Origin of the sequence: Nocardia africana NBRC 100379 (assembly GCF_001612635.1) — a bacterium.
In the GTDB taxonomy this organism is placed as follows: Bacteria; Actinomycetota; Actinomycetes; order Mycobacteriales; family Mycobacteriaceae; genus Nocardia; species Nocardia africana.
Genome location: NZ_BDAV01000020.1, coordinates 17,399 through 29,848, shown reverse-complemented (window position 1 = coordinate 29,848; position 12,450 = coordinate 17,399). Strand labels below are relative to the sequence as shown.

The window sequence follows — 12,450 nt, the reverse complement described above, 5'->3', positions numbered from 1 at the left end:
CGGGACTTCGGTCACCACCGGGGCCGACCGGAATGCCCTACTCGCGGGACCACCGATCCCGTGAGATGGACCGTATGCCGATCGTCACGCTCACGCTGAACCCCGCGATCGATAGTTCCGCCCGCACCGAACGGGTCCTGCCGACCGACAAGATGCGCTGCGGCGCACCGCGTTTCGATCCGGGTGGCGGCGGCATCAACGTAGCTCGCACGGTGGCGGCGCTCGGCGAGCCCGTCACCGCGATCTATCCCGCCGGTGGGCACACCGGTGTCTTCCTCGAGCAACTGGTGCGCGCGGCGGGTGTCCCCTCCCACGCCGTGGCGACCGCCGAACCGAGCCGCGAGAATCTGGCCGTGTTCGCCGAGGACGCCGGGGAGCAGTACCGATTCGTCTTCCCGGGCCCGCGGCTGACACCGGCCGAACAGCACCGCTGCCTGGCGGCGGTGGAGCACTGCGCGGCCGGGGCGGATTACGTGGTGGCCAGCGGCAGCCTGCCGCCCGGCGTCGAGTCGGATTACTATCAGATTCTCGCCGATGTGGCTGCGGCACAGGGTGTTCCGATGATTCTCGACACCTCCGGTGCCGCGTTGCGGGCGATCCGGCGCGGAGTCTTCTTGATCAAGCCGAGCGTGCGGGAGCTCGCCCAGCTGGTCGGGCGTGCCCTGCCCGATCGCGACGGACAGACCGCCGCTGCCCGTGAACTCGTGCACGCCTCGGTCGCCGAGGTCGTCGTCGTCTCGCTCGGCGCCGAGGGGGTATTGGCGGTCACGGCCGAGCGAGCGCAATGGTTCGCGCCGATTCCGGTGCCGGTGCGCAGCGGGATCGGGGCGGGCGACGCGATGGTCGGAGGTATCACCGTCGGCTTGACGCGCGGCTACGACCTCGACGACGCGATCCGATTGGGTATCGCCGCGGCGACCGCTGCCCTGACCACCTCGGGCACCGCTCCCGGGTTGCGCTCGCGGATCGAGCAACTGTACGAGGAGCAGACGCGGGCCGCGGCGCCGGTGGCCGAACTCGGCTGATCGGAGCCGGCCTCCTACGGCTTGCGGAGTTGCAGGACGACATGGACGATGTCGTCCTCGCGGTGGGCGGACATCGGCAGGTCGATCTCCATGAGCAGCTGCATCATCTTCGAGTTGGTCGCCATGACGTCGGCAGCGAACCGGCCGATACCGTGGCGGAGTGCATCCTCGCCCAGCCGGGTGAGCAGCGCGGTGCCGATGCCCGCCTGCTGATCCTCGTGGGCCACCACCATGGCCACTTCGGCGCAGTCGGTGTCGGGCAGCACGACATAGTTCGCGACACCGATGAGCCGATCACCGAGGAAGGCGCCGAAGGCGCAGTGCTTCGGGTCGTTCATCGAGATGGCGGCGGCCAGATGTTCGAGATCTTTCGGCCGCGCACCGAAGAACCGGTAGTAACCGTCGCGCTGATCGAGCGTCGCGTGCAGATCCCGGACCGCATCGCAGTCGCCGGGGGTGAGGCGGCGGTAGATGACGTCGGTGAGGTCGACGGTCGGCTCCACGGTCACGAGTGCTCCCGTTCGCTCATGTGCCGATAACCGCGCAGCGCGGCGTCGACGGTCTCGTCCTCCGGCGCGGTGGTGTCCAGGACCACCGCACGGGGCCACGGGTCGCGATCGGCGGCCATGGCCGCCGCGACGGCGGGGGTGGCGTCGGATTCGGAACCGCTGCGCGCCGCGATGCGGGCGGCGGCCACGGAAGCCGGTGCGCTGCAACAGAGTTCGATGAGATCGGCGGAGGTGTCGGTCGCGAGCCGGGATGCTCGGCGTCGTTGCGCCTCGTCGATCCAGCTGGCGTCCAGAACGATCGATCGGCCGGAGGCGAGCAGAGTCTGCGCCTCCGCGCACATCACCGCGTAGACGTGATCGCGGGCAGCGGGTGTGTAGGCGCCGTGGTCGTACTCGCCGGTCGCGCCGTCCAGCACGCCCTCGGCGCGCGCGACGGCGCGAATGTGGTCGCTGGACAACAGGATCGCGCCGGTCGCCGCGGCCAGGCGGCGGGCGATCGTCGACTTGCCCGTACCGGGCAGGCCGCCGACCAGCACCAGGCGCACCGCGCCGGCGGTGAGGTGCCGCAGGGCGACCTCGACGTGCCGCACCGCACTCGCCGCTGCGCGCTGTTCCCCCTGCCGGTATCGCACACAGTCGACCTTCGCGCGCACCGCCGCCCGGTAGGCGATGTAGTGGTGAGACAGCGAGTCCGGCGCCGGGTCGCCGGTCGTCTCGCGGTACTCCTCCAGGACCGCCCGGCCGAGGTCCGGGTATCCGAGACGGTCCAGATCCATGGCCAGAAAGCAGATGTCGTCGAGCCGGTCGACGTGGCGGAGTTCGTCGTCGAAGTCGAGGCAGTCGATGACCCGCACGCCGTCGTCGGTGACGAAGATGTCGTCGGCGCGCAGATCTCCGTGACCGTCGACGATGCGCCCGGTGGCGATGCGCTTGTCGAACAACGCCTTTCGTCCGTCGAGGTAGCGCGTCGCCAGATGGGTCAGCTCCGCCACTGCGGCCGGTTCGACTGCGGGAGGGGTGATTCCCGACAGCAACGACATCCAGCGCTCCCGGACCGCCGTCACCGTCGCCGCGCGATCGATCGCCGTCCCGGTCGGTGCCCGGTCGTGCCAGGCCGCTACGTCGCGTACCAGCACCGAGAGGATGTCGCGGGCGACGGCCGGGTCGTCGAGTCGACGCGACAACCGGGTGGCATCGGGGAGCCGGCGCATCAGCAGCACGGGTTCGTCGGCATCCTTCGTCGGATCGGACAGATGGCCGAGGCCGAGGTAGACATCGGGAGCGAACCGCCTGTTGAGCTCGAGTTCGCGGCGGCACGCGGCTTCGCGCGCGGCCCGGGTGGAGAAGTCGAGAAAGTCGGTCCGCACCGGCTTCTTGACCTTGTAAGCCCGGTCTCCGTACAGCACGATCACTGCCGAATGGGTTTCGGCGAGCGCGGCGAAGGGGTCGTTGGTCTCCATCGGTACCAGCGTCGCCGATGACCCGGGAATTCGTGATGGACCAAAGTCACCGGAATGTGGACCATGCGGCCCGTGATGCGTCGACGCGCTCGGTGCCGACGACGCAGGAAATGCCGGAAAGCGGCGAATATCAAGGGCTTTCGAATCTGCCGGGGCGGACGGGCCTCGATCCAGGATCGGACCGCGGGCTTCGACCAGGCACCGGGGCACGGCTGCCGCGATGCTGACCGCCGGTGCGGAGTGGCGGTCCTGGGCGCGTTCCCATCGTCCGTGCTGTGAGCCGCGCTGCCGCAGTGGTGGGACGGCGCCCTGGATCGCGGTGGCCGCGGTCATGGCGTGGACGGCGGGCCCTACCGCGGTGGTGCGATCGGGCGCCCGGTCATGCTCGCTCCCGTTCGGTCGTAGCTTCGCGGAAGTGGATGCGGAACCAGTCGCGGGCCAGTTCGGCCACGGCTTCCAGGGTGCCGGGCTCGGCGAACAGGTGGGTGGCGCCGGGCACGATCTCGAGGCGTGTCTCGCACGCCATCGCCTGCTGGGCGAACCGGTTCAGTTCGATCACCGCCGGATCGTTTCCGCCCACGATCAACAGCGTCGGCGCTCGCACGGCGGTCAGGAAGAGGTCGGCGAGGTCGGGCCGGCCGCCGCGGGAGACGACGGCGGCGATGCCGAGTCCCGGATCGGCGGCCGCCCGCAGCGCGGCCGCGGCCCCGGTGCTGGCGCCGAAGTACCCGATCGGGAGGTCGTCGGAGTAGTGCATCCCGGCCAGCCACCGTGTGACACCTGCCAGCCGATTCGCCAGCAGCCCGATAGCGAAGACATTGGCGCGCTCGAGCTCTTCGGCGGGAGTGAGCAGATCGAACAGCAGTGTCCCGAGTCCGGCCCGCTGCAGGGAGGTGGCGACGAATCGGTTGCGCGGACTGTGCCGGCTGCTGCCGCTGCCGTGGGCGAACACGACCACGCCCGTCGCGGCTTCCGGAACCGTCAGGTGGCCACTCAGTTCGGCCTCCCCGACGGTGATGGTGATCTCGTCGTCGACCAGCGGCGGATCGCCGGATTCGGCCACGTCGGGGCGTTCGCGGGCGGCGACGGCCGCCCGGGCGAGCAGATCGACCACGTCGGCGTCGCTCGTCTGACCGAAATGCCGGTACCACTGGCCGACCGCGTCGAACAGCAGCGGCGTTTTCAGGCAGACGATGTCGTCGGCTTCCGGCCGCAGCGACGCCAGTGCCTCGCGTGCGGCGACGGGAGTGGCGAGGATGATACGGGTGGCTCCCCGGGCACGGGCCAGGCGGCAGGCGGCGCGAGCGGTGGCCCCCGTCGCGATGCCGTCGTCGACCAGCACCACGGTCCGGCCACGCAGCGATGGTCCGTCGCGCCCCTGCCGGTACATCTCGACGCGACGTGCCAGCTCCGCGCGTTCGTGCCTCTCCACCGCCTCGATGTCGTCCTCGGACAGCCCACTGCGGCGCACGACCAGGGCGTTGAGTACGTGGGTGTCGTCCTCGCCGACCGCGCCGAAGGCGAGTTCGGGCTGATAGGGGACGCCCAGCTTGCGGATCACCAGGACGTCCAGCGGTGCGCGCAATGCCCGTGCCACCTCGAAGGCGACCGGTACCCCGCCGCGCGGCAGACCCAGTACGACGACATCGGTATCACGCAGGGCGATCAGACGTGCCGCGAGCTGGCTGCCCGCGTCGACGCGATCACGAAACACCATCGAATACCTCCTGCCCGGTCCTGGCGAAACCCGCGGGCGTCCTCATACGGCCACTATGCGCGCTCGCTCGCCGCGCCGAATCGTGCCGAAGGCTCCGATGCGTGGGACGTTGGTCAATTTTTCCGAATGAACGCGAATCCTCCTCGCTACCGAGTGGTCCGCGTTGCCGCGGCGTGCAGGAATGCCACCAGTCGGTTGCGGTTTCCTTCCGGCCGGTCGATCCCCGAGCGGTGCCGCTCAGGGGCGGGGCAGCGTGCCGATGGGGGTGCGGTCGGGCATCGCGGTGTGCGCGGCGCGGGCCAGCGGGCGCACCAGTTCGGCGAGGCGTTCGGTCGGCGCGGACCCGATCTTGCGCCACGGCCGCGCGGCCAAATCGTCGGTGCGCCTTTCGATCTCGTCGAATTCGGCACGACCGGTCGCGGTGGGACGTCCGCCGGAGTCGAGCCAGCCGCGCTCGGTCAGGCCCGCGATCGCGCGATCCCAGTGCGCGTCGTCCCAGCCGCGCGCCGGTTGCAGGACGTCGCGCCCGGAATCGGTGGCGGCGCGCCAGGCCAGGCTCTGACATCCGGTCAGTCCGGCGGTGGTCAGCGCCGCGACGTGGCCGTCACCTCGGTGCTCGCGCAGCACCGTGCAGGCATGCCACAGCACCGACAGCGGGTCGTCGGGCCAGGGCAGATCGGCATTGGCGGCGGCGAGGGGTTTGCCTTCGAGCTCGACAGCGCTCGCGGCCCGCCGGGCCAGCTCGGCCGCCTCGGCGTACTCTTCGTCGGTTCCGCCGAGCCGGATCAGGGCGGCGCGGGCACCGGCGGAGCGGGCCGCGAGTACCTGCTGTGGCGTCGCCAGTTCCCACACGCCCGGCAGCGCCCGGGCCACCATGGCGGGGGAGAAGCCGAAGAAGGCCGCCGTCACCACGCCGGGGCCGACCGGCCCGAAGGGCGCCGATCGACCACCGAAATAGCCGCGCCAGAAGCCGCGCAGGCCCGCCCGCTCGAATTCGGCCCGGCATTCCGGGGCGAAATAGGTCACCGCGTGGATCGGCTCGAACAACGCCCACATCTCGCGTGCTGAACTCACCGGCACCCCTTGTCTGTTCGCATCCTCGGCACGTGGATCACCTCGATCCTAGGTAGTCCGGGAAACCTGCCGTCGCGCCCTCCGGATCGCGGTCAGGCCGGGATGAGGGCGAGCCCGACCACGCCGAGGACGTACACGACGAGCACCGTCAGCGAACCCGGGCCCGTCCGCAACCATTGCCGGCGGGCGCAGTCATAGCCGTGGTCCTCAGGATTCAAACTGTGACTCATCCGCCTCACCGGCCACAGCTCGGCACGCGATGTAGCCCAGCTCACATCGTTGGTGTGTCGTGGCCGTCAGCGTGCCCGCTTCGCATCGAAAGATGCTGCACGAGAAGTGGTTTCGTGGCGAATCGCACGAACGGGTGCGCTGCCGGTGTAGCGCGGCCGTGAGCGGGTAGCCGCCGGAAGTGCGTAATCGACGGGGGCGGTGGCAGCGGGCGGCGAGACGCCGCGTCCGCAACCGGCCGCCGATGTGGATCAAGGAGGACTGATGCGGACGGTGACGTCCATGCCGCAGCAGATCACCGTGGACGAACAGGTGTGGATTCCGATGCCGGACGGGGTGCGGCTGGCCGCCAAGGTGTGGCGGCCGATCGCCTCCGACGACGCCCCGGTGCCCGGCATTCTCGAATACATCCCGTATCGGAAGCGGGATCTGAGCGCGGTGCGGGATTCGATTCACCACCCGTATCTCGCCGGCCACGGCTACGGCTGTGTCCGGGTCGACCTGCGCGGCACCGGCGAATCCGAGGGCGTGCTCGCCGACGAATACCTCGAGCGAGAGCATCTCGACGCCGAAGCGGTGCTGGCCTGGATGGCGGCGCAGCCGTGGTGCAACGGCCGGCTCGGCATGATGGGCATCTCCTGGGGCGGCTTCAACTCACTGCAGGTGGCGGCCCGCAAACCCGCGGGTCTCGAGGCGATCGTGATCTCCTCGTTCACCGACGATCGCTATTCCGACGACATGCACTACATGGGCGGCGCCCTGCTGTCGGACAACATCGCCGAATCGGCGACGATGTTCGCCTACAGCACGCTGCCGCCCGATCCCGCGCTGGTCGGCGACCGGTGGCGGAAGATGTGGCTGGAACGACTCGAGAACTGCAGCCTCTGGGCCGCGAACTGGCTCGAGCACCAGCGCCGCGACGACTACTGGCGGCGAGCCTCGGTCTGCGAGAACTACGCCGACGTCCAGATCCCGGTGCTGGCCTCCAGCGGCTGGGCCGACGGCTATTCGAACGCCGTCGCACGGTTGCTCGAGAATTTGGAAGTGCCGCGCAAGGGCCTGATCGGCCCGTGGTCGCACAAATATCCGCATCTCGGCGAACCCGGTCCCGCGATCGGCTACCTGCAGGAGGTGGTGCGCTGGTGGGACCACTGGCTGCGCGATATCGACAACGGCGTGATGGACGGCCCGATGCTGCGGACCTGGATGCAGGAGAGCGTGCCGCCGTCCACCTCGTACGAACAGCGGCCCGGCCGCTGGGTCGGTGAGCCGGTGTGGCCCTCGCCGCACGTTCGGTCCGTGGCGCACCCGCTGGGCCGCAACCGGATCGCGCGCCCGGGCGAGCCGGTGTCCCCGGCGGCGCTCGCGGTCGAGTCGCCGCTGTCGGTGGGACAGTTCGCCGGGAAGTGGGCGTCCTACAGCGCTCCCCCGGATCTGCCCTACGACCAGCGCGAAGAGGACGGTGGCTCGCTGGTGTTCGACACCGACGAGCTGACCGAGCGGTGCGAGATCTTGGGTACGCCGACCGTGACGCTGGAGGTGTCGGCCGACAAACCGGTGGCGATGGTCGCGGCCAGGCTGTCGGATGTCGCTCCGGACGGCCGCGCGACCCGGGTCACCTACGGCCTGCTCAATCTGACCCACCGCGACGGACACGACGAACCGGAGCCGCTGGAACCGGGCCGGCGCTACCGCGTCACCGTGCAACTCAACGCCGTGGCCCAGGCCTTTCCGCCCGGTCATCGGATCCGGTTGTCGCTGTCGACGTCCTACTGGCCGCTGGCGTGGCCGCCGCCGGAACCCGCGCTCGTCACCGTGTACACCGAAGGCAGCGCGCTGACTCTGCCGATCCGTCCGGTCGCCGAATCCGACGATGTCACGGTGCGCCCGTTCGGCGAGCCGGAAGGCGCCGAGCCGATGCGCACGACGCAGATCAGGCCGGGGGAGCAGAAATGGACGGTCTCGCGCGATCTGATCGACTATCGGTCCGCGCTCGACATCGTCAAGGACGCCGGTCTGGTCCACTTCGACGAGCACGATCTCGACGTCGACCGCCGCGTCCACGAACGCTACAGCTGGAAGGCGGACGAATTCTGTTCCGCCACAGCGGAAACGTCGTGGTCGATGAGTTTCGCCCGCGGCGACTGGCGGGCCCGCACCGAGACCCGGACCCGCGTCACCTGCACCCCGGCCGAATTCCTCGTCCACGCCGAACTCGACGGATTCGAGGGTGAACAGCGAATGTTCTCGCGCAACTGGAAGAGGGTGATCCCCCGTGACCACGTTTGACCTGGAGCCGGTAGCCCCGGTGCGGCACGCGAAACCGAGTCTGCGCAGCCGGATGCTGATCGCCGGAATGCGAATGACTCACGCGGACAAGACCTTCGCCGACGCACACACGCTGCGGGAGAGCATCCGGAAGAGTCAGCGGCCCGACCGCGACCGCCCGCCGGCCGAACTGCACACCCACTACTGGGTGACGCGCCGCACCATGCGCGGCCGGCCGGTGTACACCATCCGGCCCCTCGAGGGCGGCACCTCGCGCCACGTCCTCTACCTGCACGGTGGCGCCTACGTGCACCAGATCCAGCACGACCACTGGAAGTTCCTGGCCCGGCTGGTCGACCGGACCGGATGCACGGTCACCGTGCCGCTCTACCCGCTGGCCCCCGACCACCACGGTGACGACACCGTGGCCATGGTGCGCGCCGTGCACGACGAGGTCTTCGCGCACACCGCATCGGAGAACAAGGTGCTCATGGGTGATTCCGCCGGTGCCGCGCTGGCGCTGGTGCTGGCACGCGAGCTCGGCGCGTCGGAGGCGGTCACGCCCAAGGAGGTCGTGATGATCTCACCGTGGCTCGACGTCACCATGACCGATCCCATGGCCCGGGCCCTCGATCCGTGCGATCCCTATCTCGGCGTCGGGGGACTGGCCGAGGCCGGTCGCCTGTACGCGGGCGACCTCGACCGTCGCGATCCGATGATCAGCCCGCTGAACGCGCCCGCCGCGACGCCCGGGCGCCTGAGCCTGTTCATCGGCACCCGCGACATCCTGCTCGCCGATGCCCGCCGCTTCCGGGCACGGTGCGTGCGTGAGGATGTCGACCTCGCCTACTTCGAATATCCCGGGATGTTCCACGCGTGGCATCTCTCGGATGTTCCCGAGGCGCGGCACGCGATGCGCCAGCTGGTGCGGATCGTGCAACGCCCGGCGCCCCCGCCGCGGGCCGGGGAATCGACGCACGCGCCCGTGGACGACGTTTCGAAATGAGGAAAGTAGTGAACACTGCCGACGTCTTCGTCATCGGTCTCGACGACGGAAATCTGCGCACCCTCGAGCAGATTCCGGATGCCGAGCGGTTCCGGTTCCACCAACTGCTCGGAATCGAGGAAACGCAGGAGGGCGAGATTCCGATCGAAGACCTGTTGCACAAGGCACAAGAAGCGCTGAAGGGCTTCGACGGCGAGATCTCGGCGGTCGTCGGATACTGGGATTTTCCGGTGACCGCCCTGGTCCCGATGTTGTGCGAGCAGTTCGGATTGCCCAGCGCCGACCTCGAGGCAGTGGTCAAGTGCGAGCACAAATACTGGAGCCGGATCGAGCAGAGCAAGGTGATCGACGAGATCCCGAAGTTCGGGATCGTCGACCTCGACGGTGAGGCCAGGCTTCCCGAGGGGATGACGTATCCGGTGTGGCTCAAGCCCGTCAAGTCCTTCTCCTCGGAACTGGCCTTCCACGTGCACGACGACGCCGAGTTCGAGGCGGCGACCGAACAGATCCGCGAGGGCGTCGGCCGCGTCGGCAAACCGTTCGAATTCGTTCTCGACCGGGTCGAGCTTCCGCCGGAGATCGCCGCGATCGGCGGCCAGGCCTGTCTGGCCGAGGAAACGCTCACCGGTGTGCAGGCAGCGACCGAGGGATACGTCTATCGCGGGCAGGTCACCGTGAACGGCGCCCTGGATTCGATCAACTATCCGGATACGCCCTGTTTCCTGCGGCATCAATATCCGTCTCAGTTGCCGCCCGAGATCGTGGCGCGGATGACCGATATCTCCGAGCGCGTCATATCGCAGATGGGCCTGGACAATTCGACCTTCAGCATCGAATTCTTCTGCGAGCCCGATACCGGACGGGTGTCGGTCCTGGAGATCAACGCCCGCCATTCGCAGTCGCACGCCGACATGTTCTACGCCGTGGACGGCGTGCCGAATCACCACTGCATGGTGCGGCTGGGACTCGGCCTCGATCCGCGGCTGCCGAAGGGGCAGGGCCGCTACGATATCGCCGCCAAGTGCTACTACCGCCGCTTCTCCGACGCCATCGTGACCAGAATTCCCACGGCGGCGGAGATCGAGCGGATCCAGAACGACATTCCCGGCGTCACCATCGAAGTGGTCCCGCGTGCGGGAACCCGGCTGTCGGATATGCCCGCGCAGGACAGCTACAGCTACGAACTGGCGGATATCTTCATCGGCGCCGACAACGAAGCGGATCTGGCCGCGAAATACGACCGCTGCGTCGAGGCCCTGCATTTCGAATTCGACGAGCAGGGCTAGGTTTTCACCGTCGGCGCGCGGTGCCGACGACCAGGGGCACGATGGTCGGCATCATTGTCGGCATCCGGGTGTGGGTGATGTCCTCGACTTCGAAATCCGCTGCCGCGAGCAGGCTTTCGAAGTCGCGATTGGCGTGGCAGCCGTCCGCGAGGCGTCGTTGCAGCGGCGTCAAGACGTCCTGTACGCCGGCGCGCAGGCCGGTGCCGCGGACGTGTTCGTGGAACAGGAACCGGCCGCCGGGACGCAGCACGCGATGCACTTCGCGCAGCGCCCGGGCCGGGTCGCGCACCGAGCAGAACACCAGCGACGCGGTGACCGTATCGAAACTGGCCGCCGGGAAATCCAGCCGGTGCGCGTCGCCGTCCACGACGGTGACGGGCCCGGTGACGGTGCCGGCGCGGGCCGTCAGCCGGGCGCGCAGGGCCGGATTCGGTTCGAGCAGGACGAGTTCGGCCAGGCCGTCGGGGTAGTGCGAGACCGACAGTCCGTCGCCGGCCCCGATTTCGAGGGTGCGACCGGACGCGTGGGAGAGCTGGGCGCGGCGCAGATCGGCCTGTCCGGCACGTTCGACGCGAGACATGAAGCCCGGATACCAGCTGGCGAAAAGGCGTTGGCTGAGAGTTGCGGTGGTCATGTGAACGAGTGTGGCGGGCGGCGGCCCTGCGCGTCATGGCCCGTTCGGGCCATAATCGATGCCGGATGATGCGCCGGCCTCGACGGCCGCCGCACGAGAGGTGGCAGCATGGTGCGCGCCGAGGATCAGGTGATCCACCGGGTGCGGACCGTCGGCGGCGAGGTCGCGTGTTCGGTGGTCGGCAGCGGTCCCGCATTGCTGATCGGCGGGTGGTGGTGCAGCCATCTGATTCTCAACTGGAAGGATCCGCTGTTCCGCGCCTTCGTGTCCCGGCTGGCGACGCGGTTCACCGTCATCCGCTACGACCAGCCGGGGCGAGGAATGTCCGAGGCGGGGGTGCCGGTCGATCCGGACGGTGAAATCGCCGTGACCGCCGATATCGTCGACGCGCTCGGGTTCGAGCGGGTGGCCGTGCTGGGCGCGTCGTCGGGTTCCGCGGTCGCCGCCGGACTCGCGGCCCGGCTGCCTCGCCGGGTGCATCGGCTGGTCCTCTACGGATCGTTCGCCCGGGGCGTGGACATCGCACCGGACAGTGCGCGCCGCGCGCTGGTGGATGCGATTTCCGCGCACTGGGGCCTGGGTTCCCGATTGCTGGCCGATGTCTTCGTGCCCGGCGCGGACAGCGCCGAACGCGAACGGTTCGCCCGATTCCAGCGGCTGTCCGCCACCGCGGAACAAGCCGCCCGATCCTTGGCCGCCACATACGAACTCGACGCCACCGAGTACCTGGCGGCCGTGGCCGTTCCGACCACCGTGCTGCATCGCAGGGACGATCGCGCGGTGCCCTTCGCCCTCGGCCTCGACGTCGCCCGTCGCGTGCGCCGCGCGAACTTCGTCGAACTCTACGGCGAGGACCATTTCCCGTGGCGCGGTGATGCCACCGCGGTCGCCGACGCGATCCTGCGCGGGCTGGGATATCCGGTGCGGTCTCGGCCGGCACCGCCGGGTCCCGAGGCGGTGACCGAGCGCGAACGCGAAATTCTGCGCCTGGTCGCCGAGGGGCTCACCGACGCGCAGATCGGCGAGCGGCTGAGCCTCAGTCCGCATACCGTGCACCGGCACGTCGCGAACGCCCGCACCAAGCTCGGCGTCCGTTCCCGCGCCGCCGCCTCCGCCGCCATCCGGACGGATCGCCCGGACCACACCTCCTGATCCCTCTTCCACGCCCGGGTTCATCGCGGCGACACCGGGTAGCCCGACAGTGCCGGCCGATCGGACGGCACCGAACGACGCTGGGAAGGAG

The 12,450-nt window shown here is 69.3% G+C and carries 11 protein-coding genes; 5 read left to right on the top strand and 6 right to left on the bottom strand.

Annotated features, from left to right (window positions below):
* Positions 1-74: 74 nt before the first annotated feature.
* The gene (locus NA3_RS30295) at positions 75-1,025 is read left to right on the top strand and encodes a 1-phosphofructokinase family hexose kinase (RefSeq protein ID WP_062967649.1); all 951 of its coding nucleotides are present in this window, start codon (positions 75-77) and stop codon (positions 1,023-1,025) included.
* 14 nt (positions 1,026-1,039) lie between these two features.
* On the opposite strand, the gene NA3_RS30290 is transcribed toward NA3_RS30295, so the two are convergent.
* The 5 genes from NA3_RS30290 to NA3_RS30270 all read right to left on the bottom strand — a co-directional run bounded on the left by NA3_RS30290 (position 1,040) and on the right by NA3_RS30270 (position 6,015).
* Complete coding sequence (locus NA3_RS30290; protein WP_062967479.1) at positions 1,040-1,534, bottom strand: GNAT family N-acetyltransferase; 495 nt, start codon at positions 1,532-1,534, stop codon at positions 1,040-1,042.
* Entirely contained in the window at positions 1,531-2,994 is a 1,464-nt protein-coding gene (locus NA3_RS30285) for a bifunctional aminoglycoside phosphotransferase/ATP-binding protein (RefSeq protein WP_062967477.1), read from the bottom strand. Before NA3_RS30285 ends, NA3_RS30290 begins: the two co-directional genes overlap by 4 nt.
* A gap of 379 nt (positions 2,995-3,373) precedes the next feature.
* On the bottom strand, positions 3,374-4,711 hold the full coding sequence (locus NA3_RS30280; protein WP_062967475.1) for a phosphoribosyltransferase family protein: 1,338 nt from the start codon (positions 4,709-4,711) through the stop codon (positions 3,374-3,376).
* Positions 4,712-4,948: 237 nt separating this feature from the next.
* Positions 4,949-5,785, bottom strand: coding sequence for an SCO6745 family protein (locus NA3_RS30275; RefSeq protein WP_227995170.1), 837 nt, complete (start codon positions 5,783-5,785; stop codon positions 4,949-4,951).
* 92 nt (positions 5,786-5,877) lie between these two features.
* Positions 5,878-6,015 carry a hypothetical protein gene (locus NA3_RS30270; RefSeq protein WP_157126607.1) on the bottom strand — a complete coding sequence of 46 codons (138 nt, stop codon included), beginning with the start codon at positions 6,013-6,015 and terminating at the stop codon, positions 5,878-5,880.
* A gap of 262 nt (positions 6,016-6,277) precedes the next feature.
* Between NA3_RS30270 and NA3_RS30265 the strand changes: the two genes are divergently transcribed.
* The 3 genes from NA3_RS30265 to NA3_RS30255 are packed head-to-tail and all read left to right on the top strand — an operon-like array spanning position 6,278 to position 10,573.
* Positions 6,278-8,302, top strand: coding sequence for a CocE/NonD family hydrolase (locus NA3_RS30265; RefSeq protein ID WP_062967647.1), 2,025 nt, complete (start codon positions 6,278-6,280; stop codon positions 8,300-8,302).
* Positions 8,289-9,287 carry an alpha/beta hydrolase fold domain-containing protein gene (locus NA3_RS30260; protein ID WP_218021918.1) on the top strand — a complete coding sequence of 333 codons (999 nt, stop codon included), beginning with the start codon at positions 8,289-8,291 and terminating at the stop codon, positions 9,285-9,287. The genes NA3_RS30265 and NA3_RS30260 overlap by 14 nt, the downstream gene beginning before the upstream one ends.
* Before the next feature lie 8 nt (positions 9,288-9,295).
* Positions 9,296-10,573, top strand: a complete 1,278-nt coding sequence (locus tag NA3_RS30255; RefSeq protein ID WP_218021917.1) for an ATP-grasp domain-containing protein — start codon at positions 9,296-9,298, stop codon at positions 10,571-10,573.
* A gap of 4 nt (positions 10,574-10,577) precedes the next feature.
* Here the strand turns inward: NA3_RS30255 and NA3_RS30250 are convergent, their stop codons facing one another.
* Positions 10,578-11,207 (bottom strand): class I SAM-dependent methyltransferase, encoded by a 630-nt coding sequence (locus tag NA3_RS30250; RefSeq protein ID WP_062967467.1) that lies wholly within the window; start codon positions 11,205-11,207, stop codon positions 10,578-10,580.
* A 108-nt stretch (positions 11,208-11,315) separates the two neighbouring features.
* Here NA3_RS30250 and NA3_RS30245 point away from each other — a divergent pair, with 108 nt between their 5' ends.
* The gene (locus NA3_RS30245) at positions 11,316-12,359 is read left to right on the top strand and encodes an alpha/beta fold hydrolase (RefSeq protein ID WP_062967465.1); all 1,044 of its coding nucleotides are present in this window, start codon (positions 11,316-11,318) and stop codon (positions 12,357-12,359) included.
* Positions 12,360-12,450 lie beyond the last annotated feature (91 nt).

Excerpts from the sequence above, each read along its gene's own strand:
- NA3_RS30270 (WP_157126607.1), bottom strand. The coding sequence starts at position 6,015 with ATGAGTCACAGTTTGAATCCTGAGGACCACGGCTATGACTGCGCCCGC.
- NA3_RS30265 (WP_062967647.1), top strand. The coding sequence starts at position 6,278 with ATGCGGACGGTGACGTCCATGCCGCAGCAGATCACCGTGGACGAACAG.
- NA3_RS30245 (WP_062967465.1), top strand. The coding sequence starts at position 11,316 with ATGGTGCGCGCCGAGGATCAGGTGATCCACCGGGTGCGGACCGTCGGC.
- NA3_RS30295 (WP_062967649.1), top strand. The coding sequence starts at position 75 with ATGCCGATCGTCACGCTCACGCTGAACCCCGCGATCGATAGTTCCGCC.
- NA3_RS30250 (WP_062967467.1), bottom strand. The coding sequence starts at position 11,207 with ATGACCACCGCAACTCTCAGCCAACGCCTTTTCGCCAGCTGGTATCCG.
- NA3_RS30280 (WP_062967475.1), bottom strand. The coding sequence starts at position 4,711 with ATGGTGTTTCGTGATCGCGTCGACGCGGGCAGCCAGCTCGCGGCACGT.
- NA3_RS30285 (WP_062967477.1), bottom strand. The coding sequence starts at position 2,994 with ATGGAGACCAACGACCCCTTCGCCGCGCTCGCCGAAACCCATTCGGCA.